The 24202-nt window shown below is 69.4% G+C and carries 18 protein-coding genes; 15 read left to right on the plus strand and 3 right to left on the minus strand.

Features of this window, described 5'->3' with window-relative positions:
- The 10 genes from K307_RS21805 to K307_RS21850 all read left to right on the plus strand — a co-directional run bounded on the left by K307_RS21805 (window position 1) and on the right by K307_RS21850 (window position 12079).
- Complete coding sequence (locus K307_RS21805) at window positions 1-1383, plus strand: hypothetical protein (protein WP_042882710.1); 1383 nt, start codon at window positions 1-3, stop codon at window positions 1381-1383.
- Entirely contained in the window at window positions 1380-2642 is a 1263-nt protein-coding gene (locus K307_RS21810; protein WP_063771706.1) for a glycosyltransferase, read from the plus strand. Before K307_RS21805 ends, K307_RS21810 begins: the two co-directional genes overlap by 4 nt.
- A gap of 93 nt (window positions 2643-2735) precedes the next feature.
- Window positions 2736-4466: an FAD-dependent oxidoreductase gene (locus K307_RS21815; protein ID WP_042882712.1), complete on the plus strand. Its 1731-nt coding sequence runs from the start codon at window positions 2736-2738 to the stop codon at window positions 4464-4466.
- The gene (locus K307_RS21820) at window positions 4463-5620 is read left to right on the plus strand and encodes a polysaccharide biosynthesis/export family protein (RefSeq protein WP_042882713.1); all 1158 of its coding nucleotides are present in this window, start codon (window positions 4463-4465) and stop codon (window positions 5618-5620) included. Before K307_RS21815 ends, K307_RS21820 begins: the two co-directional genes overlap by 4 nt.
- 109 nt (window positions 5621-5729) lie before the next feature.
- Complete coding sequence (locus K307_RS21825) at window positions 5730-6533, plus strand: Crp/Fnr family transcriptional regulator (RefSeq protein WP_042882714.1); 804 nt, start codon at window positions 5730-5732, stop codon at window positions 6531-6533.
- The gene (locus K307_RS21830; protein ID WP_051975089.1) at window positions 6530-8911 is read left to right on the plus strand and encodes a polysaccharide biosynthesis tyrosine autokinase; all 2382 of its coding nucleotides are present in this window, start codon (window positions 6530-6532) and stop codon (window positions 8909-8911) included. Before K307_RS21825 ends, K307_RS21830 begins: the two co-directional genes overlap by 4 nt.
- Window positions 8908-9330, plus strand: a complete 423-nt coding sequence (locus K307_RS21835; protein ID WP_155301242.1) for a hypothetical protein — start codon at window positions 8908-8910, stop codon at window positions 9328-9330. The genes K307_RS21830 and K307_RS21835 overlap by 4 nt, the downstream gene beginning before the upstream one ends.
- 84 nt (window positions 9331-9414) lie before the next feature.
- Window positions 9415-10473 (plus strand): DUF2157 domain-containing protein, encoded by a 1059-nt coding sequence (locus K307_RS21840; RefSeq protein WP_042882717.1) that lies wholly within the window; start codon window positions 9415-9417, stop codon window positions 10471-10473.
- Window positions 10470-11585, plus strand: a complete 1116-nt coding sequence (locus tag K307_RS21845; RefSeq protein WP_042882719.1) for a DUF4401 domain-containing protein — start codon at window positions 10470-10472, stop codon at window positions 11583-11585. The genes K307_RS21840 and K307_RS21845 overlap by 4 nt, the downstream gene beginning before the upstream one ends.
- Window positions 11582-12079 carry a GDYXXLXY domain-containing protein gene (locus K307_RS21850; RefSeq protein ID WP_042882720.1) on the plus strand — a complete coding sequence of 166 codons (498 nt, stop codon included), beginning with the start codon at window positions 11582-11584 and terminating at the stop codon, window positions 12077-12079. Before K307_RS21845 ends, K307_RS21850 begins: the two co-directional genes overlap by 4 nt.
- A 78-nt stretch (window positions 12080-12157) precedes the next feature.
- Here the strand turns inward: K307_RS21850 and ychF are convergent, their stop codons facing one another.
- On the minus strand, window positions 12158-13249 hold the full coding sequence (gene ychF, locus K307_RS21855; protein WP_042882721.1) for a redox-regulated ATPase YchF: 1092 nt from the start codon (window positions 13247-13249) through the stop codon (window positions 12158-12160).
- A 130-nt stretch (window positions 13250-13379) separates the two neighbouring features.
- Between ychF and K307_RS21860 the strand changes: the two genes are divergently transcribed.
- The 5 genes from K307_RS21860 (at window position 13380) to K307_RS21880 (ending at window position 20918) form a co-directional block, all read left to right on the plus strand.
- Window positions 13380-14687 carry a UbiH/UbiF family hydroxylase gene (locus K307_RS21860; RefSeq protein ID WP_042882723.1) on the plus strand — a complete coding sequence of 436 codons (1308 nt, stop codon included), beginning with the start codon at window positions 13380-13382 and terminating at the stop codon, window positions 14685-14687.
- Window positions 14688-14738: 51 nt separating this feature from the next.
- On the plus strand, window positions 14739-15488 hold the full coding sequence (locus K307_RS21865) for a DsbC family protein (RefSeq protein ID WP_042882726.1): 750 nt from the start codon (window positions 14739-14741) through the stop codon (window positions 15486-15488).
- Between the two features lie 109 nt (window positions 15489-15597).
- On the plus strand, window positions 15598-16602 hold the full coding sequence (locus tag K307_RS21870; protein ID WP_042882728.1) for an MDR family oxidoreductase: 1005 nt from the start codon (window positions 15598-15600) through the stop codon (window positions 16600-16602).
- Window positions 16603-16665: 63 nt separating this feature from the next.
- On the plus strand, window positions 16666-18480 hold the full coding sequence (locus tag K307_RS21875) for a M61 family metallopeptidase (protein WP_042882729.1): 1815 nt from the start codon (window positions 16666-16668) through the stop codon (window positions 18478-18480).
- A gap of 59 nt (window positions 18481-18539) precedes the next feature.
- Window positions 18540-20918 (plus strand): FUSC family protein, encoded by a 2379-nt coding sequence (locus tag K307_RS21880; RefSeq protein ID WP_042882732.1) that lies wholly within the window; start codon window positions 18540-18542, stop codon window positions 20916-20918.
- Between the two features lie 12 nt (window positions 20919-20930).
- Here the strand turns inward: K307_RS21880 and K307_RS21885 are convergent, their stop codons facing one another.
- Complete coding sequence (locus K307_RS21885; protein WP_042882734.1) at window positions 20931-22277, minus strand: nitrate/sulfonate/bicarbonate ABC transporter ATP-binding protein; 1347 nt, start codon at window positions 22275-22277, stop codon at window positions 20931-20933.
- Window positions 22278-22296: 19 nt separating this feature from the next.
- Window positions 22297-24051, minus strand: coding sequence for an ABC transporter permease (locus K307_RS21890; RefSeq protein ID WP_196251603.1), 1755 nt, complete (start codon window positions 24049-24051; stop codon window positions 22297-22299).
- Window positions 24052-24202 lie beyond the last annotated feature (151 nt).

Here is a 24202-nt window from a genome sequence, read left to right on the forward strand (position 1 = left end):
ATGCGCAACCGTTTCACCACCTTGTGGATTTGGCTGGCGCTGTGCCCGCTGGCGGTCGATTTCAAGAGCGTCGACGAGAACGGCAGCCGCATCATGCAGATCCTGCTGACCCTGCCCGCCATTGCCGCCACCATCGTGCTGGCGCTGACCGCGCCGCGCTTCGCCGGCGGCAGCCGGCTGCGCACGGTGGTGACCATCGCGCTGATGCTGACCGTGCCGGGCAGCCTGTTGCCGCAGCTGCTGCAGGGCAACGACTTCGGCAACTACCTGCGCGTGCTGCTGCCTTTCATGCTGACGCTGTTCGGCTACCTGGCAACGTGCCGGCCCTGGCAGCAGGACCGGGTGGTGCAGATCGAGAAGGCCATGTTCACCGGCATGGTGATCTCGCTGCTGTTCAGCTTTGCCTATGGCATGGCGATCGGTGGGGGGCTGGAGACGGTGCGCTTCCGTATCGTGTCGGTGGTGTTCCTTGCGCTCCAGGGCCTGTTGCTGCACGAGTTCGTGGTGGCGCGGCGCTACTCGCGGCTGACGCTGCTGCTGTTCCTGCTGTCGGTGGCGATCGAGCTGCTGAGCGTGACCCGCAGCCTGCTGGTAGGCACCGCGATGCTGTTCTGCCTGGCCACCTGGCTGGGGGCGCCTTCGCTGCGCCAGCTGCTCAAGTCGGTGGCGCGCGCAATGGTCATTACCGTTGCGCTGATCGGCGGCACGGTGGTGATCGGCTCGGCGCTGTTTCCCAGCGTCGCCGCGCACTGGAGCCAGCGCATCTCGGCGGCCAAGGTCACGGTGTCGGGCATCGATCCTACCACCGCCACGCGGCTGGCCGAAATGAAGGACCAGTACGACCAGGTCACCGCGAGCAAGACCGCGCTGCTGTTCGGCAAGGGCTATGGGCACAACTACCGCTATTCGCCGGACTACCTGATGGCGCTGGCTGGCCAGATGACCGAGAAGGAGTTCTACGCCATCAACGAATGGGCAGCCGGACACAACTTCTGGGTGTACCAACTGTTCGCGGGCGGGCTCCTGCTCGGCATTGCCTTCCCGTTCGCGGTGCTGTTCGCGCTGTGGCGGGGTGCCGTGGTGTACCGGCGCTGGCGCCGCGATGCGCCGCACGCGCCGTACCTGCCCGTGCTCGGGCGCGCGCTGATGGTGCTGGCGGCGCTGCCGGCCACCTCGATCGGCGGCAATCCGCTGGGGCCGCGCTATTCCGGCCTGGTATACGGCGTTGCGCTTGGGCTGCTGGTGGGCTCCTGCATGCGGCTGCAGCGGCTGGCGGTGCGGCGCGTGGCACCGCCGACAGCGGCACCAGCGCGGTTGCCCCGCATTTCTCTCGCCCGCGCGTCCTCGTCCGCCAGGCGACCCACCCAAGGAGCCAGCGCATGAAGATCCTGCAATTGCTGCCATCACTGGATCCGCGCCAGGGCGGGCCCGCCGAGTGCGTGCGCCAGAGCGCCATCGCATTGCGGGCGCAGGGCCACCGGGTCGAGGTGCTGACGCTCGACGCACCGGATGCACCGTGGCTGCGCGGCGCTGGGCCGGACGTGCACGCGCTCGGGCCCGCCCGTGGCGGCTATCGCTACTGCCGGGCGCTGCTGCCGTGGCTGCGCGCCAATGCGCCGGCGTTCGACGCGGTCATCGTCAACGGGCTCTGGCAGCACCACGGCTTTGCCGTCTGGCGGGCGCTGCGCGCCAGCGGGGTGCCGTACTTCGTGTTCCCGCACGGCATGCTGGACCCGTGGTTCCGGCGCACCTATCCGCTCAAGCACCTGAAGAAGTGGCTGTACTGGCCGTGGGCCGAATACCGCGTGCTGCGCGATGCGTGCGCGGTGCTGTTCACCGCGGAGGAGGAGCGCCGGCGCGCGCGCGAGTCGTTCTGGCTTTATCGCGCCCGCGAAGTGGTGGTCAGCTTCGGCACCAGCGCGCCACCGCCCGCGCAGGCGGCCGACGGTACCAGCCTGGCAGAGCGCTTCCTGGCTGCGCATCCCGGGCTGCGGGGCAAGCGCATCGTGCTGTTCCTCGGCCGCATCCACCCCAAGAAGGGCTGCGACGTGCTGATCGGGAGCTTCGCGCAGGCCTGCGCGCAGATGCCCGACGCGCACCTGGTGATCGCCGGGCCCGACAGCGCCGGCTGGAGCCGCGAACTGCGTGAGCTGGCCCGCGCGCATGGCGTCGCGCACCGGATCAGCTGGCCCGGCATGCTGCGCGACGAGATGAAGTGGGGCGCCTTCCATGCCAGCGAGGTGTTCGTGCTGCCATCGCACCAGGAGAACTTCGGCATCGCGGTGGCCGAGGCGCTGGGCTGTGGGCTGCCCGGGCTGCTGTCGACGCAGGTCAATACCTGGCGCGAAGTGGTGCAGGGCAGTGCCGGGCTGTGCGCGCCAGACACCGTCGACGGCACGGCGCGGATGCTGCGCGACTGGTTCGCACTCACGCCCGCGGGGCGCGAGCGCATGCGTGCGTGCGCGCACGCGGTGTTCGCGCGGCATTTCACGGTTGAGGCCATGGCCGCGGACCTGTTGCGGGTGGTGCAGGAGGGCGTTGCGCAGGCGACCGGCGGGCAGGGCGGCGGACAGGACGGCGTGCGGCGCCAGGCCGGCCTGGCGACGAGCTTGCTGGCGCAAGGGGTGGAAGACAACCGGTAAGGAGGTGGGGAGGTACGAACGCGAAGGCCGGGACGGGGCTGACGTCGCCTGCGAGGGGGCGATGGCGAGGGCAGAAAAACAAGGAGTGACGCTATGTTTGTCGATGCAAGGCAAATCGAACAGAACACGACATTGCGCACCACGGTGTGCATCGTTGGCGCAGGGGTCGCGGGCATCACGCTGGCGCTGCAGATGCAGCGCATGGGCATCGATGCCTGTGTGCTGGAAAGCGGTGGCTACAAGTCGGACGAAGATACACGGGACCTGTACCGGGGTGAGAACGCCGGGCTGCCCTACAGCTTTGCCGACGGTTGCCGCAGCCGCTACCTGGGCGGCAGCAGCAACTGCTGGGGCGGCTGGTGCCGGCCGCTTGACCCGTGGGACCTGGAGCGTCGCGACTGGGTGCCGCACAGCGGCTGGCCGTTCGGGCTGGACGAGCTCAAGCCCTACTACGAGCGTACCCACGACCTGCTCAAACTCGGCCCGCACAACTTTGACCCCGCCTGGTGGGAAGCAGCCATCGGCCGCGCGGATGTCCGGCGCCTGCCGCTGAGCGGCGAGAGCATCCGCGACACCATCTCGCAGTTCAGCCCGCCGGCGCGTTTCGGCAAGCTGTACCGCGACGCGCTGGCCGGCGCCGATCGCGTCCAGGTGCTTCTCCACGCCAACGTGACCGCGATCGAGAGCGATACCCACGCCGGCACGGTCACCCATGTGTCGGTTTCCACGCTGAGCGGCAAGCGTTTGCGCGTGGTGGCGCAGCGCTTCGTGCTGGCCGCCGGCGGCATCGAGAACGCGCGGCTGATGCTGGCCTCGAACCGGGCCAGCCCGGCGGGGCTGGGCAACGCCAACGACCTGGTGGGCCGCTACTTCATGGACCATCCGCGCCTGATGTCGGGCTGGGTGCACTTCAACCAGGCGTGGTCGCGCAACAAGCTGTACGACATCAAGTACCACTACCAGAACGCGGCGGTCAGCGCGCACAGCACGCATATCTCGTCGCAGTTCGCGCTGCGGCCCGAGGTGCTGGCGCGCGAGCGGCTGCTCAATGCGCGGGTCTGGTTCTTTTCGATGTTCTTCGGTGAGGGCAGCGCCGGTGCCGAGGCGCTGATCCGTGCCAAGCAGGCCATGCTGCGCAAGGACCAGCCCGGCTACCGGCTCAGCCGCGACCTGCTCACCATGGCCACGCACCCGGTCGATACCGTCGGTTTCGGGCTGACGCGGCTGTTGCAGCCGCGTGCGCTGATCTCGGGCGTGCGCATGCAGGCCATCGTCGAGGCCGCGCCCGATCCGGAAAGCCGCATCACGCTGGGCGACCAGCGCGACCGCCTGGGCATGCCGCGCGTGCGCGTGAACTGGCGGCTTGGCAGCCTGGTGCAGCGCACCTTCGACCGTACCTTCGCGCTGCTGGCCGACGAGCTGCAGCGCAACGGCGTGGGCCGCGTCACGCTCGACCCGCCGATGGAGGGGCAGCCGTGGCCCGCCTCGCTCGAAGGTACCTGGCACCACATGGGAACCACACGCATGCACGACTCGCCGCGGCATGGCGTGGTGGACCGCAACTGCCGTGTGCATGGCATCGGCAACCTGTATGTCGCCGGCAGCTCGGTGTTCCCGACCGTCGGCGCGAACTTCCCCACCATCACCATCGCCGCGCTGGCGCTGCGGCTCAGCGACCACCTGGCCCGCACGCTGGATGACACCGCACGCGCGGCTGGCGTCGCGCCGGCCGAAGCCACGCCGGCGCACAGCGAGGAAGAAGCGCTGGCTCTGCGCAAGTCCGCCCTGGCCGCACCGGATGCCCTGGAAGGAGAACCGACATGACCTCCCGGATCGTCATGGCCTGCGCGCTTTCCGGCGTGCTGGCCGCGTGTTCGTGGGCGCCGGGGCCGGCGCTGGACGGCAGCCGGCTGCAGGATGACCTCGGCGCCAAGACCGGCGCGCAGACCTATCCCGTACGGCTGATCACCGCCGAGGTGATCCGCGCCCAGATCGACGCCGTGGCCGTTTCCAACAGCCAGGTCTCGCCGGCGCGCGGCGTCGACCTGCGCGCCAGCATCGAGCGCTACGAATACCTGGTCGGCCCGCAGGACGTGCTCGGCGTGACGGTGCTGTTCAATCCGCAGCTCAGCTCGACCGCGCCGGCCGCGCCCGCCGCCGCGCAGATGATGCCGACCGAGGCCGCGCAGCCGCAGCTGCCGCTGGACCAGAACGGCTTCCGCGTGTCGCGCAACGGCGAGCTGTATTACCCGCCAGTGGGCCTGATCAAAGTGGGCGGACGCTCCATCGAGGAGGTACGGCGCATGATTACGCGCGGCCTGGAGCGGGACCTGCGCGATCCCCGCGTCGATGTGCGCGTGATCGCCTACCGGCATGGCCGCGTCGACGTGACCGGCATGGTGCGCAACCCCGGCTCGATCCCGGTCACCGACGTGCCGCTGACCATGATCAACGCCGTGGCGCGCACCGGCGGCACCATGCCCGAGGCCGACGTGCAGCGGGTGCGGCTGACCCGCGGCCACGATGTCTACGAGCTCGACCTGGAGGCGCTGATCGACCGGCGCAACGGCTACAGCGACTTCCTGCTGCAGGCCGGCGACATCGTCAACGTTCCCGACCGGCTTGGCAGCCGCATCTTCATCCTGGGCGAGGTGGCCAAGCCGACTTCACTGCTGATGAACCGCGGCCGCCTGACGGTGGCCGATGCGCTGGCCGGCGTCAACAGCATCGATGTGCGCTACGCCGACCCGCGCCAGGTCTTCATCATCCGTGGCATGCGCGACAACCCGACCACGCCGGAGGTGTTCCGCCTCGACATGAGCCAGATCGACGCGCTGTTGCTGTCCACGCAGTTCCGGCTGGAGCCGCTGGACGTGGTCTACGTAGGTACCTCGGATGCGGTGCGCTTCAACCGTGTGCTGGAGCAGATCACGCCGACCATCCAGACGCTGTTCTTCACCAAGGAGCTGTCGCGCTGATTACCTGAGCACTGAGCACAACCACCATAACCATACCGCGTGCGCACGCCCCGGCGTGCAGTACCGCGGATCGCGGAAAAACGTCGTCTGGGCAGAACGGGGAGTCGACATGGAGAACCAATTTTTGCGGCCGGAAATGAACTATGTGCTGGCCGCGCTGTTGCAGGAGGACAGCCGGCTGCTGGCCGAGCAGCTGGAACTGGTCAGGCTGCGCGCCGGCCAGGTGCTGAGCGATCCTGGGCAGCGCGTCCACCACGTCCATTTTCCGACCACGGCGGTGGTGTCGATGCTGGCCTTGTCGGAGTCGGGCGCCGGCCTCGAGGTAGCGGTGGTCGGACAGGAGGGGCTGGTGGGCATGCCGATCCTGACCGGGGGCGATTCCATGCCATACCGGTTGGAGGTGCGCTGCACTGGCCTGGCCTTTCGGATTCCGGCCGCGGTGATGCGCCATGCCTTCATGCATTCCGCAGCGATGCGCCGGGCCAGCCTGCTTTACGTGCAGGCACTGCTGACGCAGGTGGCGCAGGTCGCGATCTGCAACCGGCATCACGCCCTGAGTGACCAGGTGAGCCGCTGGCTGCTGCTGACGCTGGAGCGCATGCATTCGCGCGAGCTGCTGATCACGCAGCAGGGCATCGCCGACCGGCTCGGCGTGCGGCGCGAAGGCGTAGCGACGGCGATCGGCCGCATGCAGGACCTGGGACTGCTAGGCACCAGCCGCGGTCGCATCGCGGTGGCCGACCGCGAAGGGCTGGAGCGGCTGGGTTGTGAATGCTACCGGGTGATCAAGCGCGAGTATGCGCGCTTGGTGCCGCCGCCGGCAGCGCCGGCGGCCACAGCCGCCACGGCCACCGCTGGCGGGCTGCAGCCATGCCATGCGGGACATGGCGCGGCACTGAGGAGTTGCATATGAATGCCCATCGCCACGATGCCCAGCCCGGCGTGCCGCCGGCGCACGCGCTGGCGCCGCTGCTGCACGCGCATGGCCGCGGGCTGGCCGCGGCCACGGTGTCGGCCGCGCTGGCCGGTGCGCTCTATGCCTGGTCGCTGCCACCGCTTTACGAGGCCGACGTGCTGATCGGCGCGCCGCGCGGCGCGCCGATGCCATGGCAGGCGCCGCGGCAGGGCGGCACGCCGGCGCCGGAGCTGGATACCAGCATGCTCACCAGCCGTGCAGTGCTGGCGCCGGTGGTCCAGGATCACGGGCTCGACGTCGAGGCCGCGCCGCTGCGCCTGCCGTGGCTGGCCCTGCTGTGGTCGTGGCTGGTGCGCCCGGGCAGCGACGGCGTGTTGGCCGCGCCACTGCCGGCGCTAGAGCGGTACGGCTGGGGCGGCGAGCAGCTGTCGGTGGCCACGCTGGCGGTGCCGGCAGCGCTGATCGACCAGCCCCTGGCGCTGGTGGCGCTGGGCGGACAGCGCTACCGCCTGCTGGCCCCGGACGGGCAGCTGCTGCTGGAGGGCGAGGCCGGGACGCTGGCGCGGGGCGGCGGGGTGTCGCTGCGGCTGGCGGCGATGGTCGCGCGGCCCGGCACGCAGTTCACGCTGACGCGGCGCGACAGCGCAGCGGCGGCGGCCGCATTGGCCGGCGCGCTGCGCATCGAGCCCGCCCGCGCGGCCGCGTGGCAGGCGCGGGAGCCGTCCGGCGATGCGGCGGTGCGCATCGCCTGGCGCGACACCGACCCGCAGCGTGCCAGCGCCGTGGTCAACGCGGTGGCGGCGTCGTACGCCCGCACACTGGCCCGGCAGCGCCAGGAGCAGGCCGGGCGCATGCTGGACTTCATCACCCGCGAGCTGCCGCGCCTGCGCGCTGAAATGGAGCAGGCCGAGACCGCGCTGGCGCGCCATCGCGCCCGCGCGGGCTCGCTGCTGCCCAGCCAGGACGCGCAGTCCTACCTGCACGGCAGCATCGAATACCAGCGGCAGATTTCGACGCTGCGGCTGGAGCGTGCCCGGCTGCTGCGCCGCTATACGCCGGAGAACCAGGAAGTGCGCGCGATCGACGACCAGATCGAGCAGCTGCGCAACGACCGCCGCAGCCTGGACGGGCGGCTGCAGGGGCTGTCAGAGGCCGAGCGCGACCAGGTCTCGCTGACGCGCGACGTCAAGGTAGCCGAGGACACCTATATGTCGCTGCGCAGCCAGGCGCAGATGCTGGCGCTGGCGCGCGCCGACGCCGCCAGCGAGGCGCTGCTGCTCGACGCGGCGACGCCGTCGGTCGCCCCAGCGGGGCCGCCGCGGGGGCTGATCACGGCGGCGGCTGCCCTGCTCGGCCTGTTGCTGGCGTGGGCGGCGGCGCTGGTGTGGCAGCGGCGCGCCGCGCAACTGGCGTCAGCCGGCACGATCGAAGCCGGGCTGCGGCTGCCGGTGATCTGTGAAGTGATGTTCAGCACGGAGCAGCGGCAACTGGCGCTGCGCAACCACGCGGCGGGCTGCACGGTGGAACTGTCCGCCGGCGGCACGGCTGGCGACGGCGCGGTGCTGGCCAAGGTGCCGGGCGGCATCAGCGATGCCGGCTGTGCCGGCCACGACCAGTTCCTGCTGGCCCGCCAGCATCCGAACGCGCTCGCGGTGGAAGGGCTGCGCATGTTGCGCGCCGCGCTGCAGCTGGGGCTGCAGCCCCGCGGCCGGCGCATCGTGGCGCTGACCAGCGCACGCGCGGGCGAGGGCAAGACCTTTGCCGCCGCCAACCTGGCCGTGCTGGCGGCGGATGCCGGCCTGCGCGTGCTGCTGGTCGACGCTGACCTGCGGCGCGGCGCGCTGGGCGGCTGCTTCGGCATCAGTGGCAGTAGCGACAGTAGCGGCCTGGCCGACGTGCTGGCGGGCGGCCCCAGCCTGCGCGACGCCGCCAGGCGCACCGCGGTGCCGGGCCTTTGGCTGCTGGGCGCTGGCACGCTGCCGTCCAACCCCTCGGAACTGCTCAGCCAGCCGCGCCTGCGCGAGTTGCTGGGCGAGGCCGAGTCGCGCTTCGACCTGGTGCTGGTCGACACGCCCCCGGTGCTGGCGGTGGCCGACGCCATGCTGGTCTGCCACCTGGCCGGCGCGACCCTGCTGCTGATGCGCGCGCACGAGACCCCGCAGGCGCTGGCGGCGCAGGCGCTGAGCCAGCTCGGGCGCAGCGGCGCGGTGGTGGTGGGCGGCGTCATCAACGGCGTGTCGCCGCGCCACGACCAGGCGCGCTACGCAGACACCCGCGCGCTGCTCCACGGCGCGGCCGGCCGCGTGCACGCGCCGGCCCTGGCCGCGCCGCAGGAAACCGGCCGCGCCGTGGCCGCTGAGGGAGGGCGTTCATGAGACCTCGTCTGGCCTGGTGCGCGGTGGGCCTGCTGGTCCTGGTGCTGATGGTCGGCACGCAGATCCCGGGGCTCACGCGCGACATGCTCGAGCGCAGCTTGCACGCGCCGTTCCCCCTGTCGTCGCTGGCGCACTTCCTGCTGTTCGTCGGCATGGCGTGGCTGCTGGCGTCGCGCCCGATCGCCTGGCCGGTGGCGCGCATCGGCGCCGGGTTGCTGGGCCTCGCACTGCTGACCGAGGGGCTGCAGGTCTTTGCCATCAACCGCCATCCGCGCTGGCTTGACGTCGGCATCGACATGGCGGGCTTCCTGGTCGGCACGCTGATTGCTGCCTGGGTGGCGGGACGGGCCCCGCGCGGCGCGCGGCGTGTCCGGAGTCAGCCCGCTGACGCCCCGGGCCGCAGCGGCGCCGGGCCTTGACCCGCCGGGGGTGCAAGAGCCGGGCGCCTTTGCTAGAGTGGACGGATCGCAACTCTGTCGCCTCGGTGTGCAGCGACTCTCCGCATGCAACCTTCCCCGATTGCCGGATCACCGACTCTGTCGGGCCGTCGCGCAGTGCGATGGGCGCTGGCGGCATGGCGCGAGCAGAGGCGCCTCGCTGCCGCCGCAGTGGGCCCGTCGTGGCGCGCCACCGAGCCGCTGGCTGACGACTGGCGCCGCTGGCTCGACCAGGCGCTGATGGCACTGGGCGCCGCACTGCTGTGCGCCGGCGTGATCGTCTTCTTCGCCTTCAACTGGCAGGATCTCCACAAGTTCTCCAAATTCGCCCTGCTGGCCGGCGCCGTCAGTTTGCTGGCCGGCTTCGCCTGGCTGCGCCATGCCGGCGTCAAGGCGGGCGACAAGGCGGGCGACAAGGCGGGCCAGGCCGCGCTGGGCGGCGCGCAGGTGGTCGCCGGCGTGCTGCTGGCCGTGATCGGGCAGACCTACCAGACCGGTGCCGATGCCTGGCAGCTGTTCGCACTGTGGGCGCTGCTGGCGGTGCCGTGGGCGCTGGCCGCGCGCGCGGCGCCGCACTGGTGGCTGGTGATCGTGGTGGGCAACCTGGCGCTGCTGCGCTACTTCAGCATCCGCTTCGGCGTGGACGGGATCTTTGCGCTGCTGTTCGATGCGCGCTTCGTGCGCACCGCCATGTTGTGGCTGCTGGGCGCGGTGCTGCTGCAGATGGCGTTGTGGCATCTGCTGTGCGCGAAGGCGCCGGCGCTGGGCTTCCGGGGCCAGACCGGCGCCCGCATGCTGGCTGCGCTGGCATGTACGCATGCCGGCTGGCTGGGGTTGTCGAGCCTGCTGGGCAGCAGGTTCGATGGCGCATCGTTTGTGCTGGCTGTCGTGGTGCTGGCCGCGCTGCTCTGGTGGTACCGCCAGCGTGCCTTTGACATCGTGGTGCTGAGCCTGGCCTGCCTGACCGGCATCGTGCTGGCGGTGGCCGCGCTCGGCAAGGTGATGTTCGAGGGCAAGAGCGACTTCGGCGCCTTCCTGCTGCTCGGGCTGGTGACCATCGGCCTCGCGGCCGGCGCGGCGGCCTGGCTGATGCGGGCCTATCGATCGCAACTGGAGCAGGCATGAGCACCGCTTTGCAGACTGAAAGGCGGCTCTGGCAAGAACTGGCCGCACGCGGCGAAGTGCAGGGCGAGCCGCCTCAACACACCCACACGCCCTGGGCGGTGCGCTGCCTGATGGGCGCGGCCGGCTGGCTCGGCGCCTTGTTCTTCCAGCTCTTCCTGGTAGGCACGGTCTTCGTCGCGGCGCGCGAGAATGCGGCTGCGATGGCGGTGACGGGCCTCGCCATGATCGCGCTGGCCGCGTTGGTGTACTGGCGCCGCGGGGGCATCGCGGCCGGGCAGTTTGCGCTGGCGTTGAGTCTGAGCGGGCAGGGCCTGGCCGTCTATGGCGTGGCCGAGGCGCTCGGCACGCGCGTGGTGGATTCCGCTGGCTTCTGGGCGGCCCTGGCGCTGTTCGAGGCTTTGCTGGCCCTGGTGGTGCCCAACCGGCTGCACCGGCTGCTGTCCGGGCTGGGCATATGGATAGGACTCGCAGGCGCCGTGCATATCGTGCTGTCCGGCGGCGCGCGGCATGAATGGCTGATGCTGACGTGGTCGCTCGGCTGGCTGGTGCCGGTGGCCTGTGCGCTGGCGACCGGCTTCACGCTGGCCGAGGCGCGCCTGTGCGCGGCGGGCCGGCACACGCTGCTGGAGCCGCTGGCCGACGCCACGCTGCTGTTCGCGCTGGCCGTCGCCTTGGTGGTGACGGGGATGAGCCATCCGCTTGCCTGGCTCGCCGATCCCGAAGCCGGGCGGCCTTCCGCGGCGCACTGGATCGGGGGCGGACTGGCCACGCTGGTGCTGGCCGGGTTTGCGCTGGCGGAATGCCGCCGGCTGGCGGTCGCCCTCGCGATGCAGGGCGGCGTGCTGATCGGCGTGGTAGCCTTCGGCGCGCTGATGGCGGCTGCGCCGGCGGTCGTCGCCGGCGTGCTGGCGCTCGGCCTGGCACTGCGCCGGGCGTCGATGCCGTGGCTCGGCCTGGGCATCGCCACCATCGCTATCGGATTCGTCTGGTACTACACCGCGCTCCATTGGACGCTGCTGGCCAAGTCCGCCACGCTCGCCGCAGCCGGCGTGCTGTTGCTGGCGGGCCGCTATTGGCTGCTGCGTAGCCGCACTGGCAGGGAGTTCGCATGAAACGATGGACCTTTATTGCCTGGGCCCTGACGCTGGCATTGGCCGCCGTTGGCATCGCTGGCAAGGAACGCCTGCTGGCGCGCGGCGACACCGTCTACCTCAAGCTCGCCCCGGTCGACCCGCGTTCGCTGATGCAAGGTGACTACATGGCGCTGAACTTTGATATCGGCAACCAGATACGCGCGGTGGAGATGCAGGACAAGCAACCGCCACGCGACGGTGTGGCCGTGATCCGCCGCGATGCGCAAGGCGTGGCCAGCTTCGTGCGGGTATATCACGGCGAGGCGCTTGCGGCAGGGGAACAGTTGCTGCGCTACCAGATCGCCCGGTCGCGCTGGGGTGCTACGCAGGTGCAGGTGTCGACGGACGCGTATTTCTTCCAGGAGGGGCAGGGCGAGCGCTTTGCGCGGGCGGAGTATGGGGAGTTCCGGGTGGGGGCGGATGGGCAGGCGTTGCTGGTGGGGTTGCGGGGGAAGGGGATGGAGAGGTTGTGAGGGGTACGCCGTGCCACTGGAGACTGCAAATGAAGAAGCCCGCAGTGCTGCGGGCTTCTTCATGCGATCGGGTGAGGATCAGACGTTGAACAGAAAGTTCATCACATCCCCATCCTTCACCACGTACTCCTTGCCTTCGGCGCGCATCTTGCCGGCTTCCTTCGCGCCGGTCTCGCCCTTGAATGAAATGTAGTCGTCGTAAGCGATGGTCTGGGCGCGAATGAAGCCGCGTTCAAAATCGGTGTGGATCACGCCTGCCGCCTTGGGCGCGGTGTCGCCTACATGGATCGTCCAGGCGCGCACTTCCTTTACGCCGGCGGTGAAGTAGGTCTGCAGCCCGAGCAGCTTGAAGCCGGCACGGATCACGCGATCCAGGCCAGGTTCTTCCATGCCCAGGTCCGTCAGGAACTCTGCCTTGTCAGCATCGTCCAGATCAGCAATCTCAGCCTCGATAGCAGCACACACAGCCACTACCGGCGAATCGGTCTGCTTAGCGTAATCCCGCACCGCGTCCAGGTGCGGATTGTTTTCGAACCCGTCTTCACGCACGTTGGCCACATACATGGTCGGCTTGGCGGTGATCAGGCAGAACGGGCGGATGGCTTCCCACTCTTCCGGGGCCAGGTCGAGCGTGCGCACGGCCTTGGCCTGGTCGAGCACGGCCTGTGCCTTTTCCAGCACGGCGACCAGGCGCTGGGCTTCCTTGTCGCCGGCGCGGGCCGGCTTGACGTAGCGGGCCAGGGCCTTCTCGACGGTGGCGAGGTCGGCCAGCGCGAGTTCGGTGTTGATCACTTCGATGTCCGACAGCGGATGCACCCTGCCTGACACGTGGATCACGTTGTCGTCCTCGAAGCAGCGCACCACGTGGGTGATGGCGTCGCATTCGCGGATATTGGCGAGGAACTGGTTGCCCAGGCCTTCGCCCTTGGAGGCGCCCGCCACCAGGCCGGCGATGTCGACGAACTCGACCGTGGCCGGCAGGATGCGCTCGGGTTTGACGATCTCGGCGAGCTTGGCGAGCCTCGGATCCGGCACTTCGACCACGCCCACGTTGGGTTCGATCGTGCAGAACGGGTAGTTTTCGGCGGCGATGCCGGCCTTGGTCAGGGCATTGAACAGCGTGGACTTGCCGACGTTAGGCAGGCCGACGATGCCGCATTGGAGGCTCATGGTGTCAGGCGGGAAATGGCAAAAACCATATTCTAGCGGATGGGCGCCCCGCCATCGGCGGGGTTGGCCGGCGTGGCCGGGGCTGCGCGGCGCCGGGCGAGGCCCGGAGTGACGTGGCTATAATCCAGCCATGACCCGATCCAACGCGTCCGCGCGCCCTGCTGCGCGCCCCTCCGCTCAAACTGCCACCGCTTTCCAGGTTGTCGTCGTCGGCGGCGGCATCGTCGGCAAGTCCTGCGCCCTGTTGCTTGCCCAGCAGGGCATGGACGTGGCGCTGGTCGCGCCGAAGCCGCCCAGGGTCAGCGGCCGCGCGGCGGCCGGGCCGGACGACTGGGACAGCCGCATCTATGCCTTCTCGGCCAGCTCGCAGGCGCTGCTGGAGCGCATGCGCGTGTGGGAGGCGCTGGACCCGGCGCGGATCCAGCCGGTGCGCGACATGCGCGTGTTCGGCGACGTCAGCGCGGCCGAGACCACGCCCAGCCTGGACGGGGACCTGCATTTCTCGGCCTATGCCGCCGCGGTGCCGCAGCTGGCGTGGATCATCGAATCGAGCCATGTCGAGCGGGCTCTGGACACCGCGCTGGGCTTCCAGCACCAGGTGACCTGGCACGACGGCACGGCCACGGCATTCGAGCGCGATCCGGACGGCGTCACGCTGACGCTCGACAACGGGACCAGGCTGCGCACCGCCTGCGCGATCGGCGCCGACGGCGCGCGCTCGTGGCTGCGCCAGCAGTGCCATATCGGCGTGACGACGCGCAAGTACCGGCAACTCGGCGTGGTCGCCAACTTTGCCTGCGAGCGCCCGCACCACGAGACCGCGTGGCAGTGGTTCCTGGGCGCCCCGGAAAAGCTGATGGCCGACGAGGAGCCCGCCAACGGCGAAGTGCTGGCGATGCTGCCGCTGCCGGGCAACCATGTGTCGATGGTCTGGTCGGCCGACGAAGCCCATGCCCGCGACCTGCTCGCACTGCCGCCGGAGGCGCTCGCCGCCACGGCAATGCAAGGCGCCACCGGCGCGGTTGGCGCGCAGTTCGGCGCGCTGCGCTGCGTGACGCCGGCGCAGGGCTTCCCGCTGGTGCTGCAGCGGGCCGAACAGTTCGTGCAGCCGCACGTGGCGCTGGTGGGCGATGCCGCCCACGTGGTGCATCCGCTCGCCGGCCAGGGCATGAACCTGGGCCTGCGCGATGTCGCGGAACTTGGCCGCGTGATGGCCGACAAAGAACCTTTCCGCAGCGAGGGCGACCTGCGCCTGCTGCGCCGCTACGAGCGCGCGCGCGCCACCGATTTGTTGTCGCTGACTGCGGCCACTGACGGGCTGCACCGGCTGTTCTCACTGCCCGGCGGCGTGGCCCGGGTGGTGCGCAATACCGGCATGCGCGCGGTGGGCGGCCAGTCGCTGCTCAAGCGCTTTCTGATCGGCCATGCGATAGGCTGACGAGAGTCAAATCTGCGGCCCGATCTCTCTACCGAACACTCTGGAGTCCACATGTTCCAATTCCTGCGTCGCCACCCTGCCTGGACCACTGCCATTGCCGGCGGGCTGGCCGCGGCGGGTTTCGCCCTGCACGCCATGGCCGCGGGCGAGCCCGGCACCGACCGCATCAAGGAATCGCTGCAGAAGGTGCTGGGCGGCCGCGCCGAAGTGAAGAGCGTGAGCAAGACGCCGGTGCCCGGCCTGTTCGAGGCCAATATCGGCGGACAGGTGGTCTACACGGACTCATCGGGCCGCTACATCCTGAACGGCGAACTGATCGACACCCGCACCGGCACCAACCTGACCGAGGAGCGGATGGCGGAGATCAACCGCATCAAGTGGTCGGACCTGCCGCTGGCGCGCGCGATCAAGTGGACCAAAGGCGACGGCAGCCGCCAGATCGCGGTGTTCTCGGATCCCAACTGCGGCTACTGCAAGCGCATCGAGCAGACCTTCCAGCAGATGGACAACATCACCGTGTACACCTTCCTGTACCCGGTGCTGTCGCCGGATTCGGAAACCAAGGCCAAGCAGGTCTGGTGCGCTTCCGACCGCACCAAGGCATGGCGCGACTGGATGCTCAAGCAGGTGGCGCTGACCGGCAACGGCAGCTGCCAGACGCCGCTGCAGGAAAACCTGGCGCTGGGCCATAGCATGAATGTGAACGGCACGCCGGCGGTGTTCTTCACCGACGGCACGCGCATCCCGGGCGCGGCCGACGTCGCCACGCTGGAACGCAAGCTCGCCAGCATCAAGAAATAACCCCGCGCCGGACCTGTGCCGGCTCGAGCGACGGCCGGCTTGTCCGGCCGTTGTGCTTTCCGCCTTCCCATCATCCCGAGCGATCGCCGCCAGGCGACAAGGAGACACCATGACCTTCCAGGCATTGCTGCTGACCCAGGCCGACGGCACCACGCAGGCGAATATCGCCACCCTCGAAGAAGCGCAGCTGCCGGCCGAGGGCGACGTGCTGGTCGCCATCGACTACTCCACCATCAACTTCAAGGACGGGCTGGCCATCACCGGCCGCTCGCCGGTGGTGCGCAAGTGGCCGATGGTGGCGGGCATCGACGGCGCCGGCACGGTGCTGGAGTCGTCGCACCCGCGCTGGAAAGCCGGCGACAAGGTGGTGCTCAACGGCTATGGCGTGGGCGAGACGCACTGGGGCTGCCTGGCGCAGCGCGCGCGCCTGAAGGGCGACTGGCTGGTGCGCCTGCCGGATGCCTTCACCACGCGCCAGGCGATGGCAATCGGCACCGCGGGTTATACCGCCATGCTCTCGGTGCTGGCGCTGGAGCGCGGCGGCGTCAATGGCCCGGTGCGGCCGGGCGACGGCGAGGTGCTGGTGACCGGCGCCTCGGGCGGCGTGGGCTCGGTGGCGATCTCGGTGCTGAGCAAGCTCGGCTACAAGGTGGTGGCGTCGACCGGCAAGACCAGCGAGGCCGATTTCCTGAAGGCGCTCGGCGCCGACGAGGTGATCGACCGTGCCGAGCTGTCGGCGCCCGGCAAGCCGCTGCAGAAGGAACGCTGGGCCGCGGTGATCGATTCGGTCGGCTCGCACACGCTGGTCAATGCCTGCGCCCAGGTGCGCTATGGCGGCGTGGTGACGGCGTGCGGGCTGGCGCAGGGCCTGGACTTCCCGGCCTCGGTGGCGCCCTTCATCCTGCGCGGCATCACGCTGCACGGCATCGACAGCGTGATGGCGGCGATGCCGCTGCGCGAGCGCGCATGGGAACGGCTGGCCGGCGATCTCGAGCCGGATCGCCTGAACGCGATCACGCACGAGATCGGCCTGGGCGATGCGATTGAAGCAGGCCGCAAGATCGTCGAAGGCGGCATGCGTGGGCGCGTGGTCGTGGATGTGAATCGCACCTGACCGGCGCTGCGTTGCTCAACAGCGTCGGCGTTGCCTGCAAGCGCCGACGTTACAATCCTGCCCATGACGCCGATCCGCTACGCCATCGCCCCGCTTCAGCCTGAAGCCCATCTCTTTGCCGTCACCGTCACGGTGAGCGAGCCCGATCCCGCCGGCCAGCGCTTCTCGCTGCCGGCCTGGATCCCGGGCAGCTACATGATCCGCGATTTCGCCCGCAATATCGTGCGCATCCGCGCCGATGCCGGCGGCCGTGAAGTCGAGCTGACCAAGCTCGACAAGCAGAGCTGGCAGGCCGCGCCCGTCAGCATTGCTGACGGCCCGCTGATGCTGAGCTACGAGGTCTATGCCTGGGACCTGTCGGTGCGCGCCGCGCACCTGGACAGCACGCACGGCTTCTTCAACGGCAGCTCGGTATTCCTGTGCGTGGAAGGGCAGGCCGAGCGGCCGTGTACCGTCGATATCCACGCGCCCGCGGGCGAGGCCTACCGCAACTGGCGCGTCGCCACGTCGATGCCGGAAGCGCCGGGGCGCGAGGGCGCCAAACGCTACGGCTTTGGTCGCTACCAGGTGGCCGACTATGACGAGCTGGTCGACCATCCCGTCGAGATGGGCACCTTCCAGCTCGCCACCTTCCGCGCCTGTGGTGCTCAGCATGACGTGGTCTTCACCGGCCGCGTGCCGCAGCTCGATATCGAGCGCGTCTGCCGCGACCTGAAGCGCATCTGCGAGTCCCAGATCCGGCTGTTCGAGCCCAAGACCGCGCAGGCGCCGTTCCTCGACAGCAACCGCCGCTACGTCTTCATGACGATGGTTACCACGGACGGCTACGGCGGCCTGGAGCACCGCGCCAGTACCGCGCTGATGTGCGCGCGCAATGACCTGCCGGCGCGCGGCGATAACGAGACCAGCGAGGGCTACCGCACCTACCTCGGGCTGTGCAGCCACGAATACTTCCACACCTGGAACGTCAAGCGCATCAAGCCGGCAGCGTTCGTTCCGTACCGGCTTGCCGACGAAACCTACACCCCGCTGCTGTGGCTGTTCGAGGGCTTCACCAGCTACTACGACGACCTGGTGCTGGTGCGCTCCGGCTGCATCACCGACGAGCAGTACGTCGAGATGCTGGCCAAGACCTGGAACGGCGTACTGCGCGGCAACGGCCGCACCAAGCAGAGCGTGGCCGAAAGCTCGTTCGACGCCTGGACCAAGTACTACCGCCAAGACGAGAACGCGCCCAACGCCATCGTCAGCTACTACACCAAGGGTTCGCTGGTGGCGCTGGCGCTGGACCTGACCATTCGCGAGAAGACCCGCGGGCGCCGTTCGCTGGACGACATCATGCGCGCGCTGTGGCGCCGCTACGGGCGCGGCTTCTATGCGCCGGGCGCGGTGCAGCGCGGCGTCACCGAGGCCGAGGTCCATGCGCTGTTCGATGAAGTCACCGGCCTGCGCCTGGGCGCGCTGCTGCGCTCGCTGACCGAAGGCACCGGCGAGCTGCAGCTGGCGGCGCTGTTCAAGGCGATCGGCATCAAGGCCGAGGCGCAGAAGCCGGCGCGTACCGCGGCGCTGGGCCTCAAGGTCAAGAGCGATGAGGGCTGGGTGCGCGTGGCGCAGGTGTTCGACGGCGGCGCGGCGCAGGCCGCGGGCCTGTCCGCCGGCGACCTGCTGGTGGCCATCGACGGCCTGCGCGTCGCGCCGGGGCAGATCGACAAGCTGCTGGCGCGCTACCGCACCGGCGACCGGGTCGAGCTGCACGCCTTCCGCCGCGACGAGCTGCAGGTGCTGCCGGTGACGCTGGCGCGCGAGCCGGCGGCGCAGTTCAAGGTGAAGCTGGAGAGCGGTCGACACGCGGCACGCTCGCGCTGGCTGGGCCAGTGACGTAGCACCCCGACCCCGAGCCCGACGCACCCGCCACCGCAGGCAACCGCCCCCGCTGCATGCAATACGCGCACGATCCCCGCACCTTCCTGTATTCGCACTACGTCTACCGGGGGCTGCGCTCGGCCACCGGTGTGATCGGTGCCACGCTGATCGCGCTGCAGTTCACCGACCTGCCCACCGCCATGGTGGTGTCGATGGGCGCGCTGTGCACCAGCCTGATGGACCTGCCCAGCCCGCTGAACCACAAGTTCAACGAGATGCTGGCGAGCGTGCTGCTGTGCAGCGTGGTGACGCTGGTGGTGGCGCTGACCACGCCGTTCCCGCGCGTGATGCCGTTCGTGCTGGTGCTCGTCACCTTCCTGGCCGGCATGATGACGGTGTACGGCAACAAGACGCTGCCGCTGCAGTTCTCGGCGCTGTTCGTGATGACGCTCACGATCAACGAGGACTTCGTGGTGGAGCGCGCGCTGGTGCATGCGACGCTGTTCAGCATCGGCGCGGTGGCCTACCTCGGCTATGCGATGCTGGTGAGCTGGATCACTGAGCGCCGCACCAGGCAGCAGGTGCTGGCTGAATCGCTGTATGAACTGGCTGGCTACCTTGAGATCAAGGCCGGTTTCTACGACGCCGGCAACGACTACGAAGCGCAGTTCAACCAGCTGGTGCGCCAGCAGATCGTGGTGGCCGAGCGCCAGCAGGCCGCGCGCGACCTGGTGCTGCGCGGCAACCGCACTCCGCACGACGGGCTGCTGGTGCAGGTGCACCTGCGCATGCTGGACCTGTACGAGTACGTCCTGTCGACCAACACCGACTACCCGCTGCTGCGCCAGACCTTTGCCGGCACGCCGGTGCTGGACCACCTGCGCGGGCTGGTGGTGCTGATGTGCAAGGATGTGGAAGAGATCGCCTACGAGGTCACGCGCGGCCGCCCCTCCTACCCCACGGTGGGGTACCGCGAGGGGCTGCGCGCGGTCGAGGCCGAGATCGCGCAGCTGCGCCACCACCACATCAACCCGGTGGCGATGACGGCGCTGGCCGAAACGCTCGACATGATCCGCGGCGCGGTCACGCTGGTCGGCCAGCTGCACGAGGCCTCGCGTACGCCGGTGGAGCCGGCCAAGGTGCTGCCGGGCTCGGACATGACGCCGTTCCTGACGCGCCAGAAGTATGAGTTCGGCGTGCTGCGCGAGAACCTGAACTGGCGCTCGCCGGCGTTCCGCTTTGCGCTGCGCATCTCAATGGCGGTGGCGCTGGGGCTATGGATCACCAACCACCTGCCTTATGTGTCGCACAGCTACTGGATCCTGCTGACCATCATCGTCATCCTGAAGCCCAACTTCAGCATGACCAAGCAGCGCTACAACGACCGCGTGATCGGCACGCTGATCGGCTGTGTGGTCGCGGTGGGGATCCTGAAGGTGGTGCACCAGCCGCTGGTGCTGCTGGGCGTGCTGTTCCTGGCGCTGGTGGCCAGCGCCGCGTTCGTCACCATCAAGTACCGCTATACCGCGATTGCCGCGTGCATCCAGGTGCTGATCCAGATCAACCTGCTGATGCCGGGCAGCGCGACGGTGGCGGGCGAGCGGCTGGTCGATACGGTGATCGGCGGCATCATCGCCTCGCTGTTCAGCTTTGTGCTGCCGAGCTGGGAGTACCGCGCCATCCCCAAGCTGGTGGAGGGCGTGCTGCAGGCCAACCGCCGCTATATCGCCGCCACGCGCGACCTGCTGCTGCGGCGGGCCAAGGACGATTTTGCCTACCGCGTGCAGCGCAAGCAGTTCATGGACCACCTGTCTGCGCTGATATCGTCGTTCCAGCGCATGCTGGACGAGCCCAAGAGCCGGCATCGCGCAGTGGACAACCTGAACCGCTTTATCGTGCAGAACTACCTGGTGGCGGCGCACGTGGCGGCGGCGCGCATCCAGGTGCGGCAGCATTATGACGAGCTCGATATTCCGGCTGCGGAGGCGGCGATTGAGCAGGCTACCGAGGCCGCCAGCCACAGCCTGCAGCTGGCCGTCGACCGGCTGCATGCGGATGACCGCGGCGGTGGCAAGGGTGCTGGCTTTGTTCGCAATCGGTCAGCGCTGGGCGAGCGTACGGAGGTTGCCACGACGACGAAGGAGAGGGACGCCAAGGTAGGGGGAGCAACAGCGGACGCTGCCGAGCCAGTGGCAGTTGCCGAAGCCGCCGAAGACGCGGCTGCCGAGCGCCGCGCGCGCCTGGCTGACTCGGCCGACAAGCGCCGTACCGAAGTGCTGGTGCTGGCGGCTGCAGCCGGCGAATCGAGCGACGCGGCTGGTCTCACCGCCAGCTCCACCGGCCGCCCGGCCAACGCGGTGCTGGAGCGCCGCCTGCGCGCGTTGCGCGAGGATGCGGCCAAGATTGCGCTGCGTACCGGGGCCATCGGGCGTGCGATGCGCGCAGGCGCGTAGCCCCGGCGCGGCTCAGCCGCCGTTTGCCTGCGCTTCCGGCATCTCGTCCTCGGGCAGCGTGAGCATGCCGCTGTTATAGCGGTACTCATAGATTTCGCCGTAGCGGCCCCAGCCGATCGCCACGCTCAGCACGCGCTCGGCCTCGGTGGGCTTGAGGAACTGCTCCAGCTCGCGCAGCACCTGTTCCTCGCCGATCTCGCCCGCTTCGCTCGCTTCCAGTTCGCGCCGGACATGCGCGGCCAGCGCCACGTTGCCCAGCAACTGCTTGCCGAACATCGCCTTGCGTTGCTGCGGCTCGGCGGCGTAGTAAGCGCGGCCCGCCTCGGTGGCGGTGATGTCGCCGCGCTCGATCGACACCAGCCGCACCAGCTGCAGCGCTTCGCACGCGGGCAGCAGTTCGTCGTCGGTCAGGCCGGCTTCGTCGGCCAGGTGCGGCAGGTCGGCGCGGCCGTCGAAGGGCGCCTCGCACAGCAGGTCGAGGATGGCTTCCATCTGGCTGATGTCCGCGTCGGGCAGGCGGTAGCCGATCTGGCGCGCAGGCGCTTGCGCGGGAATTCGCGCTTCGGTGGCGGGCGCGGTCATCAGGGCGTAGATCTCGTCGACCAGCGCACGCACCTGCGCGCTGTCGCGGTTACGCGGGCGCGGCAACGACACCGGTACCTCGGCGCGGATGCGGCCCGGGTCGCTCGACAGGATCACGATGCGGTCGGCCATCATCACCGCTTCTTCGATATTGTGCGAGACGATCAGGATGCTCCTGATGTTGGCGCGGCCGCTTTCCCACAGCGCGAGCATCTCGTCGCGCAGGGTCTCGCCGGTCAGCACGTCCAGCGCGGAGAAGGCCTCGTCCATCAGCAGCAGGTCGGGCTCGGTCACCAGCGCGCGTGCAATGCCCACGCGCTGGCGCATGCCGCCCGACAGCTCGCGCGGCAGCGCGCTGTTGAAGCCGGCCAGCCCGATCATGTCGATCGCGGCCTCGGCGCGGCGCTCGCGCTCAGCCCTTGGAACGCCTTGCGCCTCCAGCCCGAGCTCCACGTTCTGCTGCACCGTCAGCCACGGGAACAGCGCGAACGACTGGAACACCATGGCGATGCCTTCGGCGGTACCATCCAGGCGTTCGCCGCGAAAGCGCACCTCGCCGCGGTCGGCGCCGACCAGCCCGGCCATGATGCGCAGCAGCGTGGACTTGCCCGAGCCGGACTTGCCCAGCATGGCGACGATCTCGCCCTCGCGCAGCGTCAGGTCGACGCCTTCGAGCACCGCGCGGTCGCTCTGGCTGGCGGTGCGGAAGATCTTGCCGACGCCATGCAGTTCGATCACGGCAGGGGCGGCAGCAGTTGGGTTGAGGTTCTCGGCCATCGGAGCCTTACTGGTTGACCTACAAGCGGGTGCGCTCTTGCGCGAGTTGATACAGGCGATTCCACAGCAGCCGGTTGAAGCCGACCACGAACAGCGCCATCACGCTGATGCCCAGCGCGATGCGCGGGAAGTCGCCGCGCGCGGTGGTTTCGGCGATATAGCTGCCGAGGCCCGTGGCGACGATGGTGCGGTCGCCCCAGGTCACATACTCGGACACGATGCTCGCATTCCACGAGCCGCCGGCAGCGGTGACCAGGCCGGTCAGCAGGCTGGGGAACACCGCCGGGATCAGGAAGCGCTTCCACAGCAGCCAGCCGCGCAGCCCGAAGTTGCGCGCCGCGAGCTTGAGCTCAGTCGGGATGCCCGAGGCGCCCGCGATCACGTTGAACAGGATGTACCACTGCGTGCCGAAGACCAGCAGCGGGCTCAGCCAGATTTCCGGATTGAGCCCGAAGCGTGCGATCAGCATCACCGCCAGCGGAAACATCAGGTTGGCCGGAAAGGCCGCCAGGAACTGCGCCACCGGCTGGGCGATGCGCGCCAGGTCCGGGTTCAGGCCGATGCGGATGCCGATCGGCACCCACACCAGCGCGGCCAGCGCGATCATCATGACCACGCGCACCATGGTCAGCGTGCCGAGCCACAGCACATGGCCGACCTCGGCCCAGCCCACCTCGCTATGGACGAAGTAGCCCACGCGCAGCAGCGCGGCCAGCGCCACCAGCACGATCACGGCATCGCGCACGCGGGCGAGCCACTGTGCGCGGCTCGCATTGGCAGGCTGCACCGCGCCACGCGAACGGCGGCGGCCACCCCAGGCGAGGGTGCGCGCGGCCAGCGCTGCCATCTGCGCCAGCATTGCACCGACCCAGGCCGACCGGCGCAGCAGGTTCAGCAGCCATGACTGCGGCAGCTTGTCCTGCGCCAGCGTCTCGAAGCGGAAGCGGTCGGCCCACGCCACCAGCGGGCGGAACAGCAGCTGGTCATACAGCAGGATGCCGACCAGCATGGCAAGGATCGCCCAGCCGATCGCGGCCAGGTTCTGCTGCTGGATCGCCAGCGCGATGTAGGAGCCGATGCCGGGCAGGCGGATATCGTGGCCGGACACCGAAATCGCCTCGGACGCCACCACGAAGAACCAGCCGCCGGACATCGACATCATCATGTTCCACAGCAGGCCGGGCATGGCAAACGGCACTTCCAGCCGCCAGAAACGCTGCCACGGCGACAAACGGAACATGGCCGCGGCTTCGAGCAAATCGCCCGGGATGGTGCGGAACGACTGGTACAGGCTGAACGCCATGTTCCACGCCTGCGAGGTGAAGATCGCAAAGATCGCCGCGCATTCCACGCCAGCGATATTGCCGGGGAAGAGCGCGATAAAGCCGGTCACCGTAATCGACAGGAAGCCCAGCACCGGGATCGACTGCAGGATATCCAGTGCCGGCACCAGTACCTTTTCGGCGGTGCGGCTCTTGGACGCCAACGCGGCAAACGCCAGCGAGAACAGCAGCGAGGCCGCCAGCGCCGCCAGCATGCGGATGCTGGTGCGCATCAGGTAATAGGGCAGGTAGGCGACATCCAGGTGCACCGCCAGTTCCTGGTCAGGCTGGAACGGCGCGTTCATCTGCTGCGCGGCGAACGCGATCATCACGATCACGGCCAGGATGATCGGCAGCAGCGCCAGGTCGAAGCGGTTCGGCGGCGCGCTCAGCAGCTGGCTGTCGTAGCCGGGGGCGGGCTGGGCCGCGCGGCTGTCGGTGGGTGGCATCATGGGCGCTTCTCGGGCTTTCTCGGCTTGAGGCCAGGGCTTGTGGCCCGGCTCCGGTTCGCGGCCCGGCGGACGATGGCAAAGCCCGCATGCCGCCGGCTTCACGCCGGGCGGCGCGCATCCCTTGGTAACGCCCGGCATGGCGGTCTAGTTT

The sequence above is a fragment of the Cupriavidus necator A5-1 genome (genome assembly GCF_000744095.1).
Classification (GTDB): domain Bacteria; phylum Pseudomonadota; class Gammaproteobacteria; order Burkholderiales; family Burkholderiaceae; genus Cupriavidus; species Cupriavidus necator_A.

Bases quoted from the DNA above. Each gene is read 5' to 3' on its own strand.
- ychF (WP_042882721.1), bottom strand. From the start codon at position 13,249: ATGAGCCTCCAATGCGGCATCGTCGGCCTGCCTAACGTCGGCAAGTCC.
- K307_RS21805 (WP_042882710.1), top strand. From the start codon at position 1: ATGCGCAACCGTTTCACCACCTTGTGGATTTGGCTGGCGCTGTGCCCG.
- K307_RS21815 (WP_042882712.1), top strand. From the start codon at position 2,736: ATGTTTGTCGATGCAAGGCAAATCGAACAGAACACGACATTGCGCACC.
- K307_RS21840 (WP_042882717.1), top strand. From the start codon at position 9,415: ATGCAACCTTCCCCGATTGCCGGATCACCGACTCTGTCGGGCCGTCGC.
- K307_RS21850 (WP_042882720.1), top strand. From the start codon at position 11,582: ATGAAACGATGGACCTTTATTGCCTGGGCCCTGACGCTGGCATTGGCC.
- K307_RS21865 (WP_042882726.1), top strand. From the start codon at position 14,739: ATGTTCCAATTCCTGCGTCGCCACCCTGCCTGGACCACTGCCATTGCC.
- K307_RS21820 (WP_042882713.1), top strand. From the start codon at position 4,463: ATGACCTCCCGGATCGTCATGGCCTGCGCGCTTTCCGGCGTGCTGGCC.
- K307_RS21885 (WP_042882734.1), bottom strand. From the start codon at position 22,277: ATGGCCGAGAACCTCAACCCAACTGCTGCCGCCCCTGCCGTGATCGAA.
- K307_RS21875 (WP_042882729.1), top strand. From the start codon at position 16,666: ATGACGCCGATCCGCTACGCCATCGCCCCGCTTCAGCCTGAAGCCCAT.
- K307_RS21835 (WP_155301242.1), top strand. From the start codon at position 8,908: ATGAGACCTCGTCTGGCCTGGTGCGCGGTGGGCCTGCTGGTCCTGGTG.
- K307_RS21880 (WP_042882732.1), top strand. From the start codon at position 18,540: ATGCAATACGCGCACGATCCCCGCACCTTCCTGTATTCGCACTACGTC.
- K307_RS21825 (WP_042882714.1), top strand. From the start codon at position 5,730: ATGGAGAACCAATTTTTGCGGCCGGAAATGAACTATGTGCTGGCCGCG.
- K307_RS21845 (WP_042882719.1), top strand. From the start codon at position 10,470: ATGAGCACCGCTTTGCAGACTGAAAGGCGGCTCTGGCAAGAACTGGCC.
- K307_RS21890 (WP_196251603.1), bottom strand. From the start codon at position 24,051: ATGATGCCACCCACCGACAGCCGCGCGGCCCAGCCCGCCCCCGGCTAC.
- K307_RS21860 (WP_042882723.1), top strand. From the start codon at position 13,380: ATGACCCGATCCAACGCGTCCGCGCGCCCTGCTGCGCGCCCCTCCGCT.
- K307_RS21870 (WP_042882728.1), top strand. From the start codon at position 15,598: ATGACCTTCCAGGCATTGCTGCTGACCCAGGCCGACGGCACCACGCAG.
- K307_RS21810 (WP_063771706.1), top strand. From the start codon at position 1,380: ATGAAGATCCTGCAATTGCTGCCATCACTGGATCCGCGCCAGGGCGGG.
- K307_RS21830 (WP_051975089.1), top strand. From the start codon at position 6,530: ATGAATGCCCATCGCCACGATGCCCAGCCCGGCGTGCCGCCGGCGCAC.